The organism is Humidesulfovibrio idahonensis, from assembly GCF_054657715.1.
Genome location: NZ_BAAHYE010000003.1, coordinates 751,983 through 773,200, shown reverse-complemented (window position 1 = coordinate 773,200; position 21,218 = coordinate 751,983). Strand labels below are relative to the sequence as shown.

Here is a 21,218-nt window from a genome sequence, read left to right as displayed (position 1 = left end):
TTGCGTGTCTGTATCCGTCCGCTTTTACGCCCTGGCGGAAAGTTATTCCGTGAAACTAATATCAGCGTGAAATTTCCTATGCAAGCGGAAAAAAACACCAGATCGCGGAGCTGGTATGAATATAAACACTCATTTTCTGCGCATGGTTATGGTGAACATATTGCGTTTGCACGTGTTTTCGGTTTGGGCCTTGACTGGACGAACACTGCGGGATAAAAGGTTCACGAAGGAAATCATTTCCCGGGAGGAGCATGGCGCCCCAAACAGCACAGAAATGCGCCGAGCGCTTGTTGAGCTTGGCCCCGCGACTGATGCAGACCCTGCGCGTGGAAATGCGCGCCGGGCGTCCGCGTGAGCTCACCGTGCCGCAGTTCCGCACCTTGGTGTTCTACATGAATCATAAGGATGCGGCGCTTTCCGAGGCGGCGGAGCACTTGGGGCTCGGCATGCCTTCCGCCTCCAAGGTGGTGGAGGGGCTTGTGGGACGCGGACTGCTTGTGCGCGCGGCCAATGCCCAGGACCGTCGGCGCGTGGACATCGCCCTGACTCCCGCGGGCATGCGCGTGCTGGCCGAGGCCCGCACCGAGGCCACGGCCGTCTTTGTGCGGCGGCTGGCGAACCTTTCCAACCTTGAGCTTGATGTGCTCTACGCCGTGCTGGGCACCCTGGAGACGGTCATCGGCACCGATTCCGCCGAAGGCAGCGCTCCGCCCATCGGCGCGCCCGAGCTTTGCCCCGCCAACGCGCCGGACGTGAAGTAAGCCGCTCCGTCGCTTTGTCCGTCGGCCTTGTTCGTGGCCTGGTCCTCCGACCTTGCCCGCCGACCTTGTTCATCGGTCTCGCGCATTGCTTTGACGCGGAAGCCGTTCCGACTGCCCCGCATGGCTCGCGCCCTGGCCGCAGAGCATGCACGCCCGCGCTTCCGGCAAGCCTTTTCCCTATTCAGGGCACGGCGCAGGCCTTCCAGGCCGCCCTGGCCAACCAGCCCCTGCTCATTCTGGCCGCGCTCATCAGCGTGTATATCGTGCTGGGCGTGCTGTACGAGAGCCTGGTGCATCCGGTGACCATCCTCTCCACCCTGCCCAGCGCGCACACGCCCGCCCGCGCCTCCGGCCGCTTGGCGCGGCGGTTGTGCTGGCGCAAAAGACTGCCGATACCTGCCGGCATAATGCGCATTGCCACATGCCGGGCGCAATTTCCTTGCCTGTTCCAGTCATGTTTGCGAGTATGCGCCCAACGGCTGCGTTTCGTCATGGCATCGGCCAAGAAGGCCAAGCACCGGCGCGCGGCCTGGGCAGGAGCGTATGGCGCGGCGTGATTGCGCCGAGCAGCGAGGAGGCATCATGGACGAGATTGCGGAGTTGATGAACCGCCTGGCCAAGACCGAAGGGCTCACCGAAACGGCGCTGCCCGGCGTGCGTCTGCACCGGCGCTCGCAGAGCATTGAGCCGTGCCCGCTGCTGTATCAGCAAGGGGTCATCATCCTTGGCCAGGGAGCCAAGCGCGTGCGCCTGGGCGGCGAGGTGTACGAGTACGACCGCGACCACTATCTGGTGCTCTCCGTGCCCTTGCCCGCAGAGTGCGAGGCCACGGCCAGCGTGGAGCAGCCGCTGCTGTCCATGGCCGTGGACATCGACATGGGCATGCTTTTAAGCGTCATCGGGCAAATGGAGGACGAGGCCGAGGAGGCGGGCGCGCGCTGCCGGTGCAAACACCAGGGCCTGGCTCTGGCCTACGCGGACAAGCCCTTCAAGGAGACCGTGCTGCGGCTTCTGCGCGCGCTGGAATCGCCTGTGGAGGGCCGCGTGCTTGGCCCCGGGCTCCAGCGCGAGCTGCTCTTCCGCATCATGTGCGGCGAGAACGCGGCCTCGCTCTACGCCCTGGCCATGAAGAACACCGGGCTTGCGCGCATCGACAAGGCCCTCAAGCAGATCCACAGCAATTTCAGCCAGCCCTTCAACGTGGACAAGCTGGCCGGCTGCGTGAACATGAGCGCGTCGTCCTTCCACCGGACCTTCAAGCAGGTCACGTCGCTCTCGCCCATCCAATATCTCAAGAAGGTGCGGCTCAACCAGGCCAAGAACATGCTGGTGGACCAGGGGGTGCGCGCCAGCGAAGCCGCGCGGCTGGTGGGCTATGAAAGCGTTTCGCAGTTCAGCCGCGAGTTCAAGCGCTACTTCGGCGCGAGCCCGGGCCGCCTGCCCGCGTCGCAACGGGGCTGAGGCCCGCCTTCGCGACGCACACCTGGACGCCCGACGCCCAAAAGGCGCATGCGGTTCATGTGCTGGCGCATCACCCGCCTTCTCGTCGCCGCGGCCATCGACAACCTGTGCCGGGTCGCTTCGGACCAGGCCGCGCCGGACGCCAGCCTCCTGCTTGCCTAAGGCCAGGGCCTGCCCTGCATGTTATCGGGCCAGCGATTGGTCAGAGATCGCCTGCAAGGCCCAGCAATTGGCGGGCCGCGCGTCTCGGACATCGATTGGGCCAGCGCCCCGGGCTCCAATGGCCGGGCAGGCCGGTCGGGTCAGTCCGCCGCCACGGTTTTTGCTTCCGTCCTGTTGGCTTCGTCCGTGGACAAGGCTTCCAAGGCGCAGGCGGCCAGGCCGGAAACCGCGCCCATGACGCACACGCCCTCCCACCCGAAGCGGGCGAAGGCCCAGGCCCCGATGGCCGTGCCCACGGAGCCGCTGGCGAACATGATGGTCATGAACACCGTGTTCAGCCTGCTGCGCGCCGAGGCGTTCAGGCCGTACACCCGCGACTGGTTCGAGATCATGGCCGCCTGCATGCCGATGTCCATGAGGATGATGGCCAGGACAAGCGCGGTCCACGAACCCTGGAAGAATCCCAAAAGCGCGAAGGACGCAGCCAGCGCCGCCGCGCCCCAGGCGATGAGCTTGCCGCGCCCGCCCTTGCCCTTGTCGGCCAGGCGTCCGGCCAGCGGAGCCGCCAGCACTCCGGCCACGCCCAGCACGCCCAGCAGGCCTGCCACGGCGCTGCCCTGGGAAAAGGGCGGTCGTTCCAGATACAGCGCCAGATTGGCCCAGAAGGCCACAAAGGCGCTGAACAGCAGACCCTGGACCATTCCGGCCCTGCGCAGGCGCGCATGCTTGCGCAAGAGTTGGAGCATGGAGGACAGCACGCGCGGATAGGTCAGCCCGGCCGCGGGCTCCGCGCGGGGCAGGCGCAGGGCCAGCACCGCGCCCATGCCCAGGGTGGCTATGGCCGCCAGACCGAACATTTCGCGCCAGCTGAAGTATTGCGACACCGCGCCGCTGACCGTGCGCGCCAGCAGAATGCCCGCCAAGAGTCCGGCCATGACCGAGCCCACCACGCGGCCGCGCTGGCTGTCCGGCGCAAGGTGCGCGGCCATGGGCACAACCTGCTGGGCCACGGTGGCCAGGGCGCCGATGCACAGGCTGGCCGCGCACAGCACGGCGAAGCTTGGGGCCAGGGCCGCGCAGGCCAGGGCCAGAGCAAGCGCCGTGGAGGTGAGGCCGATGAGCCTGCGCCGCTCCACGCAGTCGCCCAGCGAAGCCAGAAACACCAGTCCCAGCGCGTAGCCCACCTGCGTCAGCACGGCGATGTGCGCCACCTCGCCCGGGCCGACGCCGAATTCACGGGCCAGAATGCCGAGCATGGGCTGATTGTAATAGATGCTCGCCACATACAGCCCGGAGGCCGCGGCCATGAGGGGCACTATGCCCTTGCCGAGGCCCCCCGCCTGCGCCGAAGCCGCGCTTTCCCGTGTCGTTCCGCTCATGCCGCTCCCTGTGCCTGTCCGTGGCGTTCTGTGCCCGCTGCCTGGCTGTTCGTGTCGTGCTGGTGTCGCGCCCGTACCGCGCCCGTGATGCGCCGTCGGATATTCTGTTTGCTGCCACGCCGGATGTCCCGGCTCATGCCCCCGACCAGGCAATTCGGCCAGGCAATTCGGCCGGGCAATTCGGCGGATGCTCCGGCGAATGTCCCTTAGTCGAATACCCCGACCGTCCATCCCGCCGGGGGCCGTGTGTTTTGCGGACGCCCGGCCTGATGTCAATCTGATGCCGTGCTTCCCGGTGGACGCCAGGGTGGGGCAAAGCCTGATGCCTGGCCTGATGTCTGGCTTGCTGCCCGGCAGGCGGTTGCGCCCGCGGCCCCGGCTACTTGGCTTCCTGCAAAAACGCCTGCCGGGCCATGGCCGCCCGCTCGCGCAGATCATCGCCTTCCATTTCCTCGACCACGCGCTCCAGCATGTCCGGTATCTGGATCTGCTGCGGGCACTTCTCCAGGCACTGGCCGCACTTGACGCACTCGGAGGCCAGCCCGGACTTTTCGTGGATGAGCCCGCCGTCCACGCTCAGCAAATAGAACATGCGCATGGCCTCGCGCTCGCCGGAGAGATACATGCTGTTGAAGAAGCTGAAGCTCTTGGGGATGTCGACCCCGGCCGGACAGGGCATGCAGTAGCCGCAGCCCGTGCAGCCCACCTGCATCAGCTCATGATAGGTGCGCGCGGCGCGATCCACAAGGGCCAGTTCCCCGTCGCTCAGGGAGCCCGCGTGGGCCTCGCCCGCCATGGCGAGGTTCTGCTCCACATGGGCTTCCTCGTTCATGCCGGAGAGCACCACCGTCACCTCCGGGTGGTTCCACACCCAACGCAGCGCCCATTCGACCGGACTGCGCCGCGGGGACGCCTGGTCCCAAATGGCGGCCACGGCCGGCGGCGGGGTGGGTCTGGCCAGCAGGCCGCCGCGCAGGGGCTCCATGATGACGACGCCCAGGCCCTTGGACGCGGCGTATTTCAGTCCGGCCGTGCCCGCCTGGAAGCTTTGGTCCAGGTAGTTGTACTGGATTTGGCAGAACTCCCAGGGATAGGCGTCCACAATGCGCGTGAAGTCCGTGGCCAGCCCGTGGAACGAGAACCCGGCGTTGACGATGCGCCCGTCTTGCTTCGCGGTGTCGAGAAACTCGAGGATGCCGAGGGCCATGAGCTTGTCCCACAGCTCGCCGTCGAGGGAGTGGACGAGATAGTAGTCGATGCGCCCGGTCTCAAGCCGGGTGAGCTGCGCGTTCAGGTAGCGGTCCATGTCCGCGCGCGTCTTGATCATCCACGAGGGCAGCTTGGTGGCCAGCCGGACGCGGTCGCGGTAGCCGTCGCGCAGGGCGCGGCCCACAAAGGGCTCGCTTTCGCCGCCATGGTAGGGCCAGGCCGTGTCGATGTAGTTGACGCCCTGGTCTATGGCGCTGCGCACCTGGGCGATGGCCCGGGCGTCGTCGATGATGCCGCCCGCCATGGGCAGGCGCATGCAGCCGAAGCCGAGGATGGAGAGTTTGTCGCCGGTTTTGGGCATGGTTCTGTAGAGCATCACGTCTCTCCTTCTTTTCTGCTTGTGTCTGCTTTGGGGCGTCGCAACGCGGCGTGCGGCCGGATGCAGGAGGAGATACCCGATAGGCCTTGCTGGAAGAATGCCGGTTTCTGCTTTAGATTTGCCTGATTCTGCCGAGCTGCGCGGACAGAGCCTCCGACGGACAGGGTCTCCGACGGGCAGGGTCTCCGACGGGCTGCTCGGGATCAGCGCGGTGGCGGGCCGGGGCATGCGCCGCGTGGCCACGCGGAAAGCTTGCGCCGTGGCGGGCGCTGCGGCCACCTTCGCCCTGCGCCGGCGCGAGGCTGCATGCGTCGAGCGCGGGACGAAGCGCCGGGCCGGTTACCGGATGAAGCGCCGGGGGCGAGACGTCTTTGCCTGAAAATATCACAGGGGCGGCTGTCCGGTTGTCGTACGGACAAGCGCGGGGCAGTGCCGCGGCTTACGCCAAGGCCACGCGCACCAGGTTGGCGCCAAGCAGCAGCAGCATGAGGTGCAGCCAGACATGGAAGGCCGCGTCGCTGCAGCGCGCCGCCAGCCTCAGGCCCGCCCACCCCCCGATGACGGCCGCGGGCAGGGCCGTGGCGAAAAGCATGGCCGCCTGGGGCGTGTACAGGCCCAAAACCGCTTGCCCGGCGATCATGAGCAGGCCGCTGACGATGAAGAACACGCCCAGGGCCGACTTGGTCTCGCTCTGGGTGCCGCCCCGCAGGGCAAGATACATGGCCAGCGGCGGACCGTTGATGCCGTATGCCGTGCCCAGGCTGGTGGAGCAGAAGCCCGCTAGCGCGGCCCAGGCGGGTCCGGGCTGGCCGCGGCGCAGGCGCCGCAGCCAGGGGCCGGCCAGGCCGTAGGCGATCAAAAACAGGCCCAACCCCAGGCGCAGGGCGGAGTCGGAGGCGCAGCGCAGGAGCAGCATTCCGGCCCCGACGCCGGGCACGGCTCCGGCCAGCACGGGGCCGAGGCCCGCTGGCGCAAGGGTGCGGCGGCAGCTCCAGGCCATTTGCACGCTCAGCGCCAGCACCATCAAGGTGCAGCTGGGCACGGCCAGGGCCATGTCGTTGCCGGCGGCCACGAAGGGCAGGGCCACAAGCGCCCCCCCGAACCCGGCCAGCCCGTTGAGGAAGCCGCCCAGGCCCCAGCCCAGTATAGCGTAGAGATATCCGTCCATGGCGTCCTTGTGCGGAAAGGAAAAGGCGGGTTCCATCATGCCTGAGGGAACCCGCCGGTCGAACGTTCGCAGGCGAGGCAAGCCCCGCGCGCGTGTCTAGCGCTCGTTCACCCTTACAGCGGCGGGCTGCAAAGCGGGGTCCATGTCCTCGTCCTCGTGCTCCACGCTCTCCTGGGCTGGGTGGCGCAGAATCCACCAGGCGGAAAGCAGGCTGATGACGCCCGCGAACATGACGTAGGCCGCCACATAGTAGGGGCCGTTGTCGTCCAGCTTCAGCAGGGCGGTGGCGACCATGGGCGTGATGCCCGCGGCGTAGATGCCGGACATCTGGTACACGAAGGAGATGCCCGTGTAGCGCACCTCGGCCTTGAACAGGTCGGCGAAGAGCGCGGCGATGGAGCCGTACACGAAGGAGTGGAACACGCCCAGGGGAATGACCAGCGCGGCGCAGATGAGCAGCGGGTTGTCCGCGCAGTTGGTCCACACCCAGAAGGCCGGATAGGCGGAGGCGGCGGTGAGGAAGCAGCCGGTCATGAAGATGCGCGGGCGGCCGAATTTGTCGGAGAGATGGCCGGCCACGGGCAGGCAGAACATGAGCACGATGGAGGCGGCCATGACGCCCATGAGGGCGATGGACTTTTCAACGTGCATGATCTGCGTGAGGTAGGTGATGGAGAACACGGCGAAGGCGTTGAAGAACACGCCGTCGATGAAGCGCGCGCCAAGACCGGCGATGACGTTGCCCTTGTAGTTCTTCCACATGGTGGCGATGGGCAGCGCGGGCGCGGCCTGCTTCTGCTTGGCCTTCACCTTGGCGAAGTCGGGCGTCTCGGAAACGTTCTTGCGAATCCAGGAGCCGACGAAGAGCAGCACAACGCTGAGAATGAAGCCGATGCGCCAGCCCCAGGCCATGAACTGCTCATCGGTGAGGGTGCGCGAAAGCAGCGCCACAACGCCGGTGGCCAGGCACAGGCCGATGGACAGGCCCACCTGCGGCAGGCTGGCGTAGTAGCCGCGTTCGTTCGGCTTGGCGTATTCATAGGTCATGAGGATGGCTCCGCCCCATTCGCCGCCAAGACCGATGCCCTGCAGCACGCGCAGCAGCAAAATGAGCAGCGGCGCGGCCACGCCGATTTGGGCGTAGGTGGGCACCAGGCCTATGAGCACGGTGGAGACGCCCATGATGATGATGGTGAGCAGAAGCATTTGCTTGCGGCCAAGCTTGTCGCCGAAGTGGCCGAAGATGACGCCGCCCACAGGCCGGGCCAAAAAGCCCACGGCGAAGGTGGCGTAAGAAAGCAGTGTGGATACAACAGGGTCGTGCGTGGGGAAATAAAGCTTGTTCAGAACAATACCGGCAAGCACGCCATAGAGAAAGAAGTCATACCATTCTATCGTTGCTCCAACAACGCTTGATATGACCACCCGTCGCAACATCTTTTTTTCTTCATTTTGCATCGTCACTGCCCCTTTGTAGTTGTCTATTTGCTGGAACCGTAAAGGGCAGAGCAAGGACAATGCCACAAGTTCGGCTAATGATAACCGCTATTATGAAGTCGGAGTTTTTCGGCCAAAAGCTGCGCTTGGGACAAAAATAACAAGCATAGCCAAGGGGCAAAAGCAAGCCCTGGGAGGTGCGCCGGGCATCCGGAACAGGAGGCCGACGTCCTTGCGGCTTGAAAAGCATGGAAAACCCCAGCGTATCGTCCGCCGGACATTGCACGGATGCAACAGAGGAAATGCCGCTTTCTTCAGCATGCTGAAAATATTGATGAATAGCGCGGACTCTAGGGAGCGGACAGGCGTTGCCGGTTTGTGCAGTGCTGCAACAAAGACGGGGTGTGACTTTTTGCAACAGTAGAAGCATTGGGAATACCGCTAGTTAGCCAGACAGCCCAGGGCCACGCAACCGGTGCCTGGGTAGTGTGCGTCTGCAATGGAGCTGCGCGTGGGGCCGGCGGCGCATTCAAAACAGGCGGCGGCACAAGGCCAAGAGAGCCAGGCGAAAGGAGCCGGGCCGCAAGCGGCTGACGGAAGATGGCCGATGGGAATGGGGAGCGTCTGGGGGGGCAAGCGTTTGCGGCGGCAGCCGGCTGTGGCCGCGGCCCCGGGTGGAGCCGCGGCCGGCAAAGGAAGGCTAGACGGAGAGTCCGAGCAGCCGCGCGGCGTTCTTGTACAGCACGTTTTCCCGCACCTCGGGGGTGAAGGGCAGGCTGTTGGAGACGGCCAGGCGGTCGCGGAAATCGAAGAACGGGTGGGCGCTGGCGAACATCAGCTTGTCGCCGATGAGCGTGTTGGCGGCCTCGACATAGCCGTTGGCAAAGGGCGCGGCCTCGTATTCGGCGCACTCCATGTAGACGTTCTTGTGCCGGTGCACGACCATGATCGCCTCGTTGACCCAGGGGTAGCAGCCGTGGCTGATGACGATCTTGAGCTCGGGGAAGTCCGTGGCCACGGCGTCGATGTAGCGGGGCGCGGCGTGCTCCATGACGGCGTCGGCCACCAGGGTTGCGGGGCCGGTGGTGATGACCACGGGCACGTTCAGCTCGCAGCATTTGGCGTAGATGGGATAGAATTTCGCGTGGTTCGCCGGTATCTTGGCCAGGTAAGGGTCTGTGGCCGCGCCTTTGAAGCCGTGCTCCGTGACCATGCGGGTCAGCTCGTCCAGGGCCTTCATGCCCTTGTGCGGGTCCAGCCCGGCGATGCCGGAAAAGCGCGTGGGGTGCTGCTTCACAAAGGCCGCTATGCCCATGTTGCCGTTGGGCAGACCGTAGGTGGTCTCCGCGTCGCGGCCGGTAATGACGCCATGCACAACATTATGGGCGTCCATGTTGGCGATGATCTGCTCCAAAGACTCGCCCCGCAGGTGCTTGGCGACGTTGAAGAGCTTGCCCATATCGCCGAACACTTTGCTTTTCAGCACGCCCTCCACTGCATCCGGAGTGTTGGGACGAAAACGGAAATCAATGACCTTCATGAATCCTCCTGCCCGGCACTGCAATCAATAGCGCCGCGCTTTGTTTGGTTTGTGCCCCAGCCCTTACAAGAAGCGTACCCGATGTGCGTTGCCGGGGACCTGAAATGCACGGCGCAGGGGCCGCAGAGGCGGCAGGAAGCGGGAATGTTCTGTGCGGTTGTTCTGGCTCTCGGCGGGGATGACTGGCGGCGGCGCTCTGCCGTGGATTTTGAATATGCGCCTGTCCGGGCGGCTGTGCCGGATTTCACATGAAGGCTTGCCCGCTGGCCGGTTCTGCCTTAGTCTTGAACGGCTTCAGCACGCAGGTTCAGGCTCTGCTTTTGCATTACGCACGAAAGGGGACGACAGCATACGTTCCCGATGAATGGCGCACCGGCTGGCGGCTCTGTTTGTATTACGCAGAGACGTGCCCAAATTGTATCGCTATTATGATCGAATGACACGACATTTACCTCTTTTTGCGCATGGTCTTGCCTGGACGGCGTGCTTGAAGCACGCATGCTCAGCCGTGTTGCAGTCGGCGTAGAGACGCACCCGATTTTTGCATCGGCCCTGGCCGCTGCCAGCCCGGTGCACAGACGCGGGCCAGCGGGCCCGCCATGCAATCGCCCCGCGTCAGGGGCGGCAGCGCACCGATGCCCAGCTTTGCGCCATCGTGATATTTTATGGGAGCCACAAGGGGACACACTGAATGGAATCCGCATATTTTGAGCAGTTCCTCGATGCCTTCCGCGAGGCCGTGTGCATCACCGACAAGGACGGCATCGTCCTTTTCATCAACGCCAAGCATTCCGAGCTCACGGGCATTCCCAAGGCCGAGATCATCGGCAAGCACGTGAGCGAATTCGTCGAGCGCGGGCACTTCGACCTGGTGCTCAACCCGATCATCGTCAGCGAAAAGCGTGCGGCCACCAGGATTCAGAAGGTCGTGACCGGCAAGAAGCTGGTGCTCAACGGGCATCCCATCTTCGATGAACAGGGCAATGTGGCCCGCGTGGTCACGTTCATCTACGACATCACCACCCTGGAGGAATTGAAGGAGCAGGTCGTCGCCCAAAAGGAGCTGCTGGAGACCTTCAAGAATCTGCAGAACACGGACCAGGAGAAGATCTGCACCTGCCCGCGGGTCATCCACAGCCCGGCCATGCGCAAGGCCTTCGGCCAGGTGAGCCTGCTGGCCCCCACCGGCGCCACGGTGCTGCTTTTGGGCGAAACCGGAGTGGGCAAGGATGTTTTCGCCCGGCGGCTGCACACCGCCAGCGACCGCGCGGACAAGCCCTTCATCAAGGCCGATTGCGGCAGCATCCCCGAAAATCTCATCGAGACCGAGCTGTTCGGCTACGCTCCGGGCACCTTTTCCGGCGGGAACAAGCAGGGCAAGGCCGGGCTCATCGAGGCCGCGGCCTCCGGCACCCTGTTCCTCGACGAGATCGGCGAGCTGCCGCTGAACATGCAGTCGCGCCTGCTGCGCCTGCTGCAGGACTGGGAAGTGCTGCGCGTGGGCTCCACCAATCCGGTCAAGGTCGACATCCGCGTCATCGCCGCCACCAACAAGGACCTGGAGCTGGAAATGGCGGCCGGGCGTTTTCGCAGCGACCTCTACTACCGGCTCAAGGTGGCGGTCATCAACGTGCCGCCCCTGCGTAAGCGCAAGGCCGACATTTTGCCGCTGGTGCAGTGCTTTTTGGAATATTACGGCGCCAAGTACCGGCGCAGCATCAAGCTGTCGCCCGAGGCAGGAGTGGTGCTGACCGAGTACAACTGGCCCGGCAACATCCGCGAGCTGGAGAATCTCATCCACGGCCTGGTGGTCACCTGCGACAAGGACACCCTTGGCGTGCGCGACCTGCCCATAAAGCGCAAGGCCCCGCACAACCTCGACCTCGGCCCCGCGGTGCTGGCCGATCTGGACATCGAGGGCAAGCCCTTCAAGGACATCATGCGCGACGTGGAGAACAGCATTCTGCTCATGGGCCTGCAGAAGTACGGCTCCCTCACCGAAGTGGCCAAGCATTTCCAGATCGACCGGACCACGGTGTTCCGCAAGGTCAAGGCGCTTTCCAAGGAGCAGAAGCAGCTGGTGCCGGGCCTCAAGACCCGTTCGCCCAGAACCGTCGGCTGAAGCCACTGGCTGAAATGCTCGGCTGAGGCGCATGCTTGCGGCCAAAGGCCGCACAGCCCGCGCGTCCCGTCCACCGGTCCGCGCGGGCCATGCCTGCTTGTTCCTTGTCTGTCTGTCCCTTGCCTGTCTGTTCCTCGCCTGTCTGCTCCTTGCCGGGCGAGCCGTGTTCCCGTTGACTCACCAGCGCCTTGCCGGCCGCCCGCAAAATGCTTGTTCCCAGGACCGTGCGCCGCGCGCTAGCCGTTCCCGGCGTTCCAGGCGTGGGCCATGGAGGTGAGGCGTTTGAAGAGCGTTTCGTCCAGAACCCTGTCGCCCATGGGGAACTCGCGTCCCAGGTAGCCGTACTTGGGCTTGCCCATGCGGTGGTAGGCCATGAGCTCATAGCGCAGGCCCTTGCGCCGGGGCAAAAAGTCGATGATGGCCTGGATGTCGGCCTCGTTGTCGTTGACGCCGGGCACCACGGGCGTGCGCACCAGCAGCGGCAGGTCCGGCAAGGCCTTGAGGACCTGGCCGAAGTTGCGCAGGATGAGCGCGTTGTCCACGCCGGTGGCGGCCTTGTGCCGGACCGGGTCCAACAGCTTGATGTCGAAGATGAGGCTGTTCAGCAGGGCGCAGATGGAAAGCAGATTCTCGGTGTCGCACTGGCCGCAGGTCTCCATGACGCGGTCGATGTGGCGCGCGCGCGCCTCGCGCAGCAGCGCCAGGGCGAAGTCGGGCTGGCTTGTGGCCTCGCCGCCGGAAAGGGTGAGCCCACCGCCGGAGCGGGAGTAGAACACGCCGTCCTGCTCCACGCGGTCCAGCACCTGGGCCACGCTCTGCTTTTCGCCGTACACGTTCATGGCCTGGGCCGGGCAGGCCTCCACGCACTTGAGGCAGCCCTTGCAGCGCGTCCCATCGATGAGAGGAAATCCTTCCAGTTCGGAAATGGCCTGATTGGGGCAGGCCGCGATGCAGCGGCCGCATTCCTCGACGCTCAGGCATTTGCCCACATTGAACACGCGCTCCGGCGCGAAGGACTGGGATTCCGGGTTGCAGCACCACTGGCAGCGCAGGGGGCAGCCTTTGAGAAAGATCAGGGTGCGGATGCCTTTGCCGTCATGCACGGTGAACTTTTGCACATTGAACACGGTGCCCAAAACGTCTTTGTCCAGCATGTCTCCATCCTTTCCGGTGTGTTGCGCGTCATTGCCGCGGGCGGTGCCGCGCGTGCGGCGAACATCCAGGCGAAAAATCCAAGGGTGTTGGGCGACCCCGGAGAGGAGGCCTGCGGCCACAGGCCCCTCTCCGGAGTCGTCACGCTTCAGCTAGAACTGGGAGTGTTCCGTGCGGTTGATGATGTCGTCCTGAAGGTCGCGGGACAGGTCGCAGAAGTATGCGCTGTAGCCCGCAATGCGCACCAGCAGGCTGCGGTAGCTGGCCGGGTCCTTCTGCGCGGCCAGCAGGGTCTGCCGGTTCACGATGTTGAACTGGAGGTGCCACAGCTTGAGGTCGCACCAGGTGCGGATCATGTTGACGATCTTCTCGGTGCCTTCATCGCCGGCCACGCACTTGGGCGAGAGCTTGATGTTCACCAGGCGCGAGGCGCGGTTGGTCATGCCGTAGTTCTTGGTGTGGTAGTTGGACAAAAGCACGGCGGTGGGGCCGTTCTTGTCCGCCCCGTGGGAGGCGGAGGAGCCGTCGGAAAGGGCGGTCCAGGCATGGCGTCCGTTGGGCGTGGCGGAAACCACCTTGCCGAAGGGCACGTGCGAGGTGATGGGCACGTAGCGCACGTCCACATGCACGCCGCGCTCCTGGGAGCTCTTCTTGGCGGCGATCTGCGTGATGCCGTCGATGTCCTTGGCGATGCTGTCGGCATAGGGATCGTTGTTGCCGTAGCAGGGGGCGTTGCGCAGCATCTCGCGCTCGGGCGCGTGGCCCTTGAAGTCGGTGTCGATGGCTTCGAGCACCTGCTTCATGGTCAGCTTCTTGTCGTCGAACACGCATTTCTTGATGGCCGCCAGGGAGTCCACCACGGTGCCGTAGCCCAGGAACTCGAAGTAGGAGTAGTCGACGCCGCCCTTGATGAACTGGGTGTGCAGGTCGACCATGTTCTCCATGCACAGGTCGTGCATGACCGAGGAGAACGGCGCGGCGAAGTGCTGCGGGCGCAGGCGGTCGACGATGTGCTGCTGCTGGAAGGCCTTCTGCAACAGGTTCATGTGCTGGGCCTTGTACGCGGCGTAGAACTCGTCCCAGGTCTTGAAGCTGGTGACGTCGCCGGTCTTGAGGCCGATGACCTCGTCGCCGTAGAACTTCATCTTGCCGTTGTGCATCAGCATCTCCAGGGCGGAGGCGAAGTTGATGTACACGCAGCCGGAGGTGTAGGTGTCGCGGTTGGGCATGCGCGCCTCGGTGCAGCCGGAAACCGCGTAATCGAACGCCTCGTTGATGGGCGCGCCCTTGATGGCATAAAGCGGCACCACTTCCTCGTCATTGATGAGCTTGGGGAAGCCGGAGCCGTCCTTGATGGTCAGGGCCACTTCGCGCAGGAAACGCTCGGGCGAGCGGCTGTGGATGCGCGCGGCCAGGTCGGGGTAGTTCAGCGGGAAGTCGCGCTTGGACTCCAGGAACAGGTAGGACAGGTCGTTGGTGGCGTCCTCGCCGTCCGGGGTCTGGCCGCCGATGGTCACGGCCTCCCAGTGGGCGTAGCCTTCCTGGAACTCGTTGCCCGTGGGGTTGATGTACAGGTCGATGAACTGGGCCATGTCGACCCACATGCATTCCAGAAGCTCGCGGGCTTCGTCGCGGGTGAGGGTGCCGTCGGCCAGGTCCTTTTCAAAGTAGGGGAACAGGTACTGGTCCATGCGGCCGTTGGAGATGATGGCGCTGGCCTTCTGCTCCAGGCGCGAGAACATCTGCACGAACCACTGGCTCTGCATGGCCTCGCGGAAGTTGCGGGCCGGGTGTGCGGGCACGTGTTCGCAGATGTCGGCGATCTGCAGCAGCTCCTGCTTGCGCTTGGCGTCCTTCTCCGCGGCGGCCAGGTCGCGGGCCAGGTCCGCGTGGCGCTTGGCCCAAATCATCACCGCGTCGCACACGATGATCATGGCCTCGAGGAAGGGCTTCTTCTCCCACAGGTCGGTGGAGTTGGTCAGGTCGAGGGCGGCCAGCTTGGCCTTGGCTTCTTCCTGCAGGCCCAGGTAGCCGCGCTTGAGCACCTTTTCATAGTCCGGCACCCACTGCAGGGCGGAGCGGTAGGAGGAGGTCTCGCTGACGACGAACTTGGACTTCAGCCCGCGCTCGTCGTGGTAGGTCACGCCGCGCAGCTCCTGGGGCAGCAGCTTGTTCAGGTTCTCGTGGTAGGTCTTGCCTTCCCAGTAGGGGGCGATCTCCTCCACCAGGGTCTTCATGTTGGCGGGAGAAATGTTGAAGGGGCTCTTGGTGCGGTTGGGCAGGTCCTTCATGACCTCGATGTAGAAGTCGCCGTCGATTTCCGGGTACAGGATGCCGTAGCGGCCAAACTGTCCGGCGCGGCCGGCAAGCAGCTGGTTCGGCGTGATGTAGACGGTGATCTTCTCGGCGATGTTCTTCATGGCCTTGGCCCAGCGCAGGGTCAAGAGCTCGCCCTCGGTCTCCTTCATGGACTGGGTGAAATAGAGGGCGCGCTCGATGTCGACCACGGGGACGGTGAACTGGCTGCTTTCGAGGATGCTGTAGACGCGCTCGCGGCCTTTGCGGTCGACCACTTTATCAACGATGCGCTCTTCTTGCGGGGACAGGCAGCATTCGATGAATGACATGGGGTACTCCGGATTTATAGGTTGCTTGGCTGTTGTCTCAACCCGAAACGGGCGTTTGCAAACCTGCAAAGCACTTCCCATGCCATAGGACCAACATGCTTGAATTAAAGGGTAAAAGTATGAAATGGCCCGTTGGGGCGGCTGCCGTTTCAAGGCCCCGGTCTGTGCAGAAATGCACTGCATATATCACATCAAGCTGATATTGCTGTTGATAATTTTACGTTGCCGTTTCGCACACACAGAAAAAGCGCAACAACGGCCGTGGCAAACCGGGCTTGAGCCGCTGCCCTGCCGGGGCCGATTGTGCATTCGCGGCGCGCGTTCCGTGCTGCGGGGTTGCGTTGCGGCTGCGGCTGCCGCGGGCCCTTCATCCCAGCACCGCCCAGGGGCCGCTCTCGTCCGGGAACCGTGGTGTGTTGTGCAAAATAGGATGGTTGCCCGGCCTCACGGGTTCTGCTAAGCCATTTGCCTGGAGCACACCGCCAGCGGAACCCCGCCGGTGCACCACTATCCTGCGAGGATGCCGTGTCCCCTTTCTCACCTTCCCGCCTTGTTCTGGAGCTGGAGCCCGAGCAGGCTTTTTTGCCCACAGCGGCCGCCGCGACGGAAAACGCCGCCCAGGTCTACGGCCTGGATTCCCAGGCCTCCCTGCGCCTGGCCCTGGCCGTTGAGGAATATTTCACCTACCTTTGCCGCTTCGCCGGACGCGAGGAGCCCATCCGCCTGACCCTGACCCAGGGCGGCACCTTTGTGCGCGCCAGCTTCCGGTTCCGCGCCGGCGAGGTCAGCCTGCGCGCGCTCAACTTCGCCGCCAGCGTGGACCTGGAGGGAGGCGAAGGGGCGGAGGCCGAGCTTGGGCTCTTGGTGGCCTCGCGCACCACGGACCGCTCCAGCCTGGAGCTTTCCGGCGCGGACGTGTACCAGCTCTGCGCCGAGGTGGACCGCGGCTATCCCCCCGGCGAGCCCGTGACCGCCCCGCAGCACCTGAGCGGCCCCCTGCGCCTGGACGAGGCGCCGGGCGCGGGCGCATTGCAGCACAGCGCGCTGCTGGCGGCCGGGCGCTACCCCACGCGGCTCTGTCCCAGGTGCTTTCTGCGGCCGGGCCGCTTTGCGGACATGGTGGCCGCGGGCCAGTACCGCGCCCTGGTGGCGCTGGACAGCGCGGACCGCCCGGCGGGACTGCTGTGCTGGCGCGCCTCCGGCCGCAAGGGCGTGGTGTTCTCCGGCCCGTATGTCTTTGCCGACGCCGCCGATCTGGCCGCCGAGACCGCGCGCCTGCTCACGGAGCGCTTCCTCTCCCTGGTGGCCCGCACCGAGGCTGTCTGCGCCTTCAGCGAGCGCCCGACCCAGGACCTGCCCAAGGGCTGGTTCGAGGGCCTGGGCGTTCTGCATCTGCCGGAGCGCGACGACGCGGGCCACCTGGCCTTCACGGACCAGCCGGCGTTCTTCCGCCACCTGCGCGAGGACGTGGGCGGCGCGGTCTGGGCCCACCCTGAGCTGTTTCCTTTTTTGCAGGCCCAGTACGACCGTCTGGCCTTCTCGCGCGATCTGCTGGCGGCCGCACCCCCGTCGCAGTCCCTGCTGCCCGCCCACTCGCTTTTGGCCACCTCCTGGGACCGCATGCGCGGCCTGGTGGTGCTGAAGCCTCTGCTCGACGGGCGGGACTTCTCCGCCAACCTCGGCGCGCACGTCCGCGCCCTGAACGAGTCCGAGGGCGACGACGCCCCGGCCATTTTGGTGCATCTGGACCTCTCCGAGCCCTGGCAGGGCGCGCTGTACCCGGCCCTGGCCGAAAACGGCTTCGCGCCCAGGCTTATCCTTCCCCACGGGGGCAACTCCGACATCCTGGTCTGCCAACATGTCCATGCCGCTCGCTGAACTCGTGCCGGACTACATCCGGTCCTTCGAGGCCTACGTGCCCAGTTGCCCGGACCCGGAGCTCATGCGGCTCTACGGGGTCAACCACCTGCACCGGCTGAACAACAACGAGAACGCCCTGGGGCCCCCGCCCGCCGCGCGCAAGGTCATTCAGGATTTCGAGGCGCAACGCTCGGCCATCTATCCGAGCGGCGACTCCTTCTTTTTGCGCAAGACCCTGGCCGAACGCTTCGGCAAGGACCCGAACCGCTTTCTGGTGGGCAACGGCTCCTGCGAGGTCATCGCCAGCGTCATCAAGGCCTTTTGCGAAAAGGGCGACAACATCATCACCGCCGACAAGACCTTTGCGGTGTACGAGTGGGTGGCCGAGTTCTCCGGCTTCCAGGCGCGGCTCATTCCGCTGCGGAACTACGGCTACGATCCCGACGCCATGCTCGCGGCCATGGACCGGCGCACCAAGATTCTGTTCGTGTGCAACCCGAACAACCCCACCGGCACCTGGTGGGACCGGGACACCATGGAGCGCTTTCTGCGCCAGGTGGACGGCCGGGCCATCGTGGTGGTCGACGAGGCCTACCGCGAGTATGTGGACGACGAGCGCTTCCCCGACGGCATGGAGCTCATGGAGCGCCATCCCAACGTGGTGGTGTTCCGCACCTTCTCCAAAATGTACGCCCTGGCGGGCCTGCGCGTGGGGTACGTGTGCGGTCAGCGCGAGGTGGTGGAGTACATCCGCCGCACGCACATCGTGTACTCGGTGAACGGCGTGGGCCAGCCCGCGGCGGCCGCCGCCCTGCTGGACGACGCGGAGCACATCGTGGCCACGCGGCGCATGGTGGCCGAGGCCAAGGATCTGCTGCTCCCGGCCTTCGACGCCCTGGGGCTCAAGCATGTTTCGGGCGCGGGCAATTTCGTCATGGTGGAAACGCCCATGTCCGACTCCCTCGTCTACCGCCAGCTCATGCGGCGGGGCGTCATGGTGCGCACCATGACGGGCTTCCGCTTTCCCAACTGGGTGCGTGTGAGCCTGGTGCAGTTGCCCGTGATGCAGGACTTCCTCACGGCCTTCCGCGAGGTCATCGAGACCGGGCGGCAAGGGACATGAGCGAGGCGGCGGAGCAGGGGCCGCAATCGCTTGTGACCTATGAGTTCTCCGCCCTGTGCGCAGTCAGCCTGCTGTGCTTCTGCAATCTGGCTATTTTTTACGGATTCTACAACTACCTGCAGCAGCTGGGCGTGCCCGCCGGCTGGCGCGGGCCGCTGCTGGCGCTGGAGCCGTTGACCGCCCTGGCCCTGCGGCCCTGGCTCAGCACCGCCCTGAACCTGGGGAACAGCGTCCGGGCCATGCGCGTGGGCGTGGGGCTGGCCATATCGGCCCTGGTCAGCTATCCCTTCGCCACCGACATTTGGGCCATTGCCGCCGTGCGCGTGGTGCACGGCGCGGGCTACGTGCTCCTGGCCTCCGGGCTCATCGCCGCCTTCACGCATTTTCTGCCGCGCGGCCAGGTGGCTCAGGGCTTCGGCCTGCTCTCCCTCACTTCGCTCTTGCCCAGCGCGCTCATGCCGCCCTTTGTGGAGGCCGTGACGCCGCTTCTGCCCGGTCCCGGCTACGCCTACGCCATGGCCGCGCCGCTGATGCTTCCGGCCCTGTTGTTGCTGGCGCCGCTTGGGCGTAAGACCCGCGCCATGGCCGCGGCCCTGCCGCCGGCGCACACCACGCGCCCCACCTGGGCCGAGCTGCGCGCCAACCTGCGCGCGCCCGGCGTTGCGCCGCTGCTTTTTGGGCAGCTGGGTCTGCTGGCCGGGCACACCATCGTGTATTTCTTCATCAAGGGCTGGAGCCTGAGCCTGGGCGCGGGCAACCCCGGCCTGTTCTTCACCTGCGCCAACGTCGCCACCATCGGTCTGCGCGTGCTGGGCATGCGCCTGCTGGACCGGCTGAACCCCGGCCGCGCCACGGGGCTGGCCCTGTTCTTTCTGGCCGTGCTGGTGCCGTGCTTCGCCCTTGCGGGCGACCCCTTGAGCCTGAACGGCATGGCGGTCTTCTACGGGCTGGCCCTGGGCCTGGGCATGCCGTTGTTCAACGCGGCCATGTACCGCGTGAGCCCGGCGCACCTGCGGGGGCTGAACACGAATCTGCTTCTGGTGGCGCTGGACGCCGGGTTCATCCTGGGACCGGTGATGGGGGGAGCGGTGCTGGCGGGCGGCGTGCCTGTGCAGGATCTTTTCGTGCTCTGCGGCGGGCTGTTTCTGCTCTCCGGCCTGGCCTTGCTGCCCGTGGCCCGGCTGACGCCCGCGAGGGGCGCCGCTCCCAAGGGCTAGCGGGACGACAGGCTCGCGTCAGACGAAAGGCTCTGTCAGACGGCAGGCTCTGTCAGACGGGCGGCTCGCGTTCAGCGGGGCTGAAGCATGGCCAGGCGCAGCAGCAGGTTGCCCGCCACTTCGCGGCGGTAGTCCGCGCTGGCGCGCACATCGCCAATGGGCCGCACCTGCTCGCGGACCACGGCGGCGGCTTGCTTGAGCGCGGCCAGGCCGAGCTTGCGCCCCGTCAGCGCGGCCTCGGCCTCCGGGCAGCGCCAAACCACGGGAGCCACGCTGCCCCAGGCCAGACGCGCCTCCCCGACCACGCCGTTCTTGTCCACGCGCAGCAGCGCGGCCAGGCTGACCACGGCCACGGCCAGCGCGCTCCGGCGGCCCACCTTCTCGAAATGCTGGATCATCCGTGCACCGGTGTTCGCGCGTATCCAACGGCCGTGATTCGCTATTCTCGTCTCGCCAGGGGCCGCATCGAACGTTGCATCGGGTCCCGTGCTCGGCCCCGCGCCTGGCCTTGCATTGCGGCCAGTATCCAGATCGGCACCCAGGCCAGCATCCTGATCGGCATCCCGGCCAATATCCGCCGGCAAGGCGTGCACCGCCGCCAGCACCTCGCCCGGCGCAAGCAGCGTGCGGCCCGGGCCGGTGATGAAATCCGCCAGGGGCAGCCGCCGCGCGCCCGAGGCGGAAACAAGCTCCACCTCCGCGTCCAGCGCCAGCAGCGGCGGCAGGCAGTCGCCCGCGGGCGAGGCCGTGCACAGGTTGCCGCCCAGGGTGCCCATGTTGCGGATGGGCGGCGAGCCCAGGTCCGCCAGGGCGGCGGCGAGGATTGGCAGCCGCGCCAGCACCAGCGGGTGGGCAAGCAGCTCCGCGTGGGTCATGCCCGCGCCCAGGCGCAGGGAGCCGCCGACCCCTTGGGACACGCCGCGCAGGGCGTCCAGGCCGTCCAGGCGCACCAAGGTTTGCGCGGTGTCCCGGCCGGAGCGCAGGCGCACCAGCAGGTCCGTGCCGCCGGCCAGGGCGCGCGCGCTCGGCTCCGCAAGGGCGGCGAAAAGCTCCGGCAGGTCGCGCGGGCTCAGAACATTCATTTGGCGGCCTCCGCTTTGACCGGGGCGCTGCCGCCGTGCGGCTCTGGTCCGGCCGGGGCGCCTCGGCCGGGGCTCGCCAGATCCTCGCGCGTTTCTCCGTGCAGTTCGTGGCGCATCGCCTTGGCCGCGGCTTCCACGGCGTCCACGATCTTCACATACCCGGTGCAGCGGCACAGGTTGCCGGACAAGGCCCGGCGGATGTCCTCGCGCCCCGGGGCCGGGTTGGCGGCCAGCAGGCTTGCGGCGGCCACCACCATGCCCGGCGTGCAAAAGCCGCACTGCACCGCGCCGTGCTCGGCAAAGGCCCGCTGTATGGGATGCGGGGCCTCCGGCGTGCCCAGGCCGGCGGCGGTGACGACCTTGCGGCCGTGCAATTGCGCGGCGAGCATAAGGCAGGAGAGCTTCTGCACGCCGTCCACCAGGATGGAGCAGGCCCCGCACTCGCCGGTGCCGCAGCCTTCCTTCACATCCAGGGCGCGCTCCTCCATGCAGGACTCTTCCAGGCAGGACGCATCCATGCAGGACGCATCCATGCAGGA

The 21,218-nt window shown here is 65.9% G+C and carries 14 protein-coding genes and 2 pseudogenes; 7 read left to right on the top strand and 9 right to left on the bottom strand.

Annotated features, from left to right (window positions below; genetic code table 11):
- The first annotated feature begins 251 nt into the window (after positions 1-251).
- The 3 genes and pseudogenes from ACYQ4W_RS09895 to ACYQ4W_RS09885 all read left to right on the top strand — a co-directional run bounded on the left by ACYQ4W_RS09895 (position 252) and on the right by ACYQ4W_RS09885 (position 2,222).
- Positions 252-761 carry a MarR family winged helix-turn-helix transcriptional regulator gene (locus tag ACYQ4W_RS09895; protein WP_459855892.1) on the top strand — a complete coding sequence of 170 codons (510 nt, stop codon included), beginning with the start codon at positions 252-254 and terminating at the stop codon, positions 759-761.
- Between the two features lie 158 nt (positions 762-919).
- Positions 920-1,090 (top strand): annotated as a pseudogene (locus ACYQ4W_RS09890) (efflux RND transporter permease subunit); the annotation flags it as partial.
- A 253-nt stretch (positions 1,091-1,343) separates the two neighbouring features.
- Positions 1,344-2,222, top strand: a complete 879-nt coding sequence (locus tag ACYQ4W_RS09885; RefSeq protein ID WP_459855889.1) for an AraC family transcriptional regulator — start codon at positions 1,344-1,346, stop codon at positions 2,220-2,222.
- Between the two features lie 302 nt (positions 2,223-2,524).
- Here the strand turns inward: ACYQ4W_RS09885 and ACYQ4W_RS09880 are convergent, their stop codons facing one another.
- From ACYQ4W_RS09880 to ACYQ4W_RS09860, 5 genes are all read right to left on the bottom strand, one after another.
- A complete protein-coding gene (locus ACYQ4W_RS09880) occupies positions 2,525-3,763 on the bottom strand; it encodes an MFS transporter (protein WP_459855887.1) in 1,239 nt (412 codons plus the stop codon).
- Positions 3,764-4,142: 379 nt separating this feature from the next.
- Positions 4,143-5,348 carry an aldo/keto reductase gene (locus ACYQ4W_RS09875; protein WP_459855884.1) on the bottom strand — a complete coding sequence of 402 codons (1,206 nt, stop codon included), beginning with the start codon at positions 5,346-5,348 and terminating at the stop codon, positions 4,143-4,145.
- 442 nt (positions 5,349-5,790) lie between these two features.
- Complete coding sequence (locus ACYQ4W_RS09870) at positions 5,791-6,558, bottom strand: sulfite exporter TauE/SafE family protein (protein ID WP_459855882.1); 768 nt, start codon at positions 6,556-6,558, stop codon at positions 5,791-5,793.
- A gap of 57 nt (positions 6,559-6,615) precedes the next feature.
- Positions 6,616-7,956: an MFS transporter gene (locus ACYQ4W_RS09865; RefSeq protein WP_459858526.1), complete on the bottom strand. Its 1,341-nt coding sequence runs from the start codon at positions 7,954-7,956 to the stop codon at positions 6,616-6,618.
- 700 nt (positions 7,957-8,656) lie between these two features.
- On the bottom strand, positions 8,657-9,496 hold the full coding sequence (locus ACYQ4W_RS09860; RefSeq protein ID WP_459855880.1) for an amidohydrolase family protein: 840 nt from the start codon (positions 9,494-9,496) through the stop codon (positions 8,657-8,659).
- Between the two features lie 691 nt (positions 9,497-10,187).
- Here ACYQ4W_RS09860 and ACYQ4W_RS09855 point away from each other — a divergent pair.
- Positions 10,188-11,618, top strand: a complete 1,431-nt coding sequence (locus ACYQ4W_RS09855) for a sigma-54 interaction domain-containing protein (RefSeq protein ID WP_459855878.1) — start codon at positions 10,188-10,190, stop codon at positions 11,616-11,618.
- A 236-nt stretch (positions 11,619-11,854) separates the two neighbouring features.
- Here ACYQ4W_RS09855 and hpsH read toward each other — a convergent pair whose 3' ends face one another.
- Positions 11,855-12,772 (bottom strand): (2S)-3-sulfopropanediol dehydratase activating enzyme, encoded by a 918-nt coding sequence (hpsH, locus tag ACYQ4W_RS09850; RefSeq protein WP_459855876.1) that lies wholly within the window; start codon positions 12,770-12,772, stop codon positions 11,855-11,857.
- A 150-nt stretch (positions 12,773-12,922) separates the two neighbouring features.
- Positions 12,923-15,397: a (2S)-3-sulfopropanediol dehydratase gene (gene hpsG, locus ACYQ4W_RS09845; RefSeq protein WP_459855874.1), complete on the bottom strand. Its 2,475-nt coding sequence runs from the start codon at positions 15,395-15,397 to the stop codon at positions 12,923-12,925.
- Positions 15,398-15,922: 525 nt separating this feature from the next.
- Here hpsG and ACYQ4W_RS09840 point away from each other — a divergent pair.
- Genes ACYQ4W_RS09840 through ACYQ4W_RS09830 form a run of 3 tightly spaced genes read left to right on the top strand, consistent with a single transcriptional unit; the run spans position 15,923 to position 19,597 of the window.
- A complete protein-coding gene (locus tag ACYQ4W_RS09840; RefSeq protein WP_459855872.1) occupies positions 15,923-17,275 on the top strand; it encodes a hypothetical protein in 1,353 nt (450 codons plus the stop codon).
- Entirely contained in the window at positions 17,256-18,380 is a 1,125-nt protein-coding gene (locus ACYQ4W_RS09835; RefSeq protein WP_459855870.1) for a pyridoxal phosphate-dependent aminotransferase, read from the top strand. Before ACYQ4W_RS09840 ends, ACYQ4W_RS09835 begins: the two co-directional genes overlap by 20 nt.
- A complete protein-coding gene (locus ACYQ4W_RS09830; protein WP_459855868.1) occupies positions 18,377-19,597 on the top strand; it encodes an MFS transporter in 1,221 nt (406 codons plus the stop codon). Before ACYQ4W_RS09835 ends, ACYQ4W_RS09830 begins: the two co-directional genes overlap by 4 nt.
- A 71-nt stretch (positions 19,598-19,668) precedes the next feature.
- Here the strand turns inward: ACYQ4W_RS09830 and ACYQ4W_RS09825 are convergent, their stop codons facing one another.
- Positions 19,669-20,679, bottom strand: a complete 1,011-nt coding sequence (locus ACYQ4W_RS09825) for an FAD binding domain-containing protein (RefSeq protein ID WP_459855866.1) — start codon at positions 20,677-20,679, stop codon at positions 19,669-19,671.
- Between the two features lie 104 nt (positions 20,680-20,783).
- A pseudogene (locus tag ACYQ4W_RS09820) lies at positions 20,784-21,143 on the bottom strand ((2Fe-2S)-binding protein); the annotation flags it as partial.
- Between the last annotated feature and the right edge of the window lie 75 nt (positions 21,144-21,218).

Bases quoted from the DNA above. Each gene is read 5' to 3' on its own strand.
- ACYQ4W_RS09870 (WP_459855882.1), bottom strand. From the start codon at position 6,558: ATGATGGAACCCGCCTTTTCCTTTCCGCACAAGGACGCCATGGACGGA.
- ACYQ4W_RS09825 (WP_459855866.1), bottom strand. From the start codon at position 20,679: ATGAATGTTCTGAGCCCGCGCGACCTGCCGGAGCTTTTCGCCGCCCTT.
- ACYQ4W_RS09895 (WP_459855892.1), top strand. From the start codon at position 252: ATGGCGCCCCAAACAGCACAGAAATGCGCCGAGCGCTTGTTGAGCTTG.
- ACYQ4W_RS09835 (WP_459855870.1), top strand. From the start codon at position 17,256: ATGTCCATGCCGCTCGCTGAACTCGTGCCGGACTACATCCGGTCCTTC.
- ACYQ4W_RS09855 (WP_459855878.1), top strand. From the start codon at position 10,188: ATGGAATCCGCATATTTTGAGCAGTTCCTCGATGCCTTCCGCGAGGCC.
- ACYQ4W_RS09860 (WP_459855880.1), bottom strand. From the start codon at position 9,496: ATGAAGGTCATTGATTTCCGTTTTCGTCCCAACACTCCGGATGCAGTG.
- hpsH (WP_459855876.1), bottom strand. From the start codon at position 12,772: ATGCTGGACAAAGACGTTTTGGGCACCGTGTTCAATGTGCAAAAGTTC.
- ACYQ4W_RS09885 (WP_459855889.1), top strand. From the start codon at position 1,344: ATGGACGAGATTGCGGAGTTGATGAACCGCCTGGCCAAGACCGAAGGG.
- ACYQ4W_RS09865 (WP_459858526.1), bottom strand. From the start codon at position 7,956: ATGTTGCGACGGGTGGTCATATCAAGCGTTGTTGGAGCAACGATAGAA.
- ACYQ4W_RS09875 (WP_459855884.1), bottom strand. From the start codon at position 5,348: ATGCTCTACAGAACCATGCCCAAAACCGGCGACAAACTCTCCATCCTC.
- ACYQ4W_RS09880 (WP_459855887.1), bottom strand. From the start codon at position 3,763: ATGAGCGGAACGACACGGGAAAGCGCGGCTTCGGCGCAGGCGGGGGGC.
- hpsG (WP_459855874.1), bottom strand. From the start codon at position 15,397: ATGTCATTCATCGAATGCTGCCTGTCCCCGCAAGAAGAGCGCATCGTT.
- ACYQ4W_RS09830 (WP_459855868.1), top strand. From the start codon at position 18,377: ATGAGCGAGGCGGCGGAGCAGGGGCCGCAATCGCTTGTGACCTATGAG.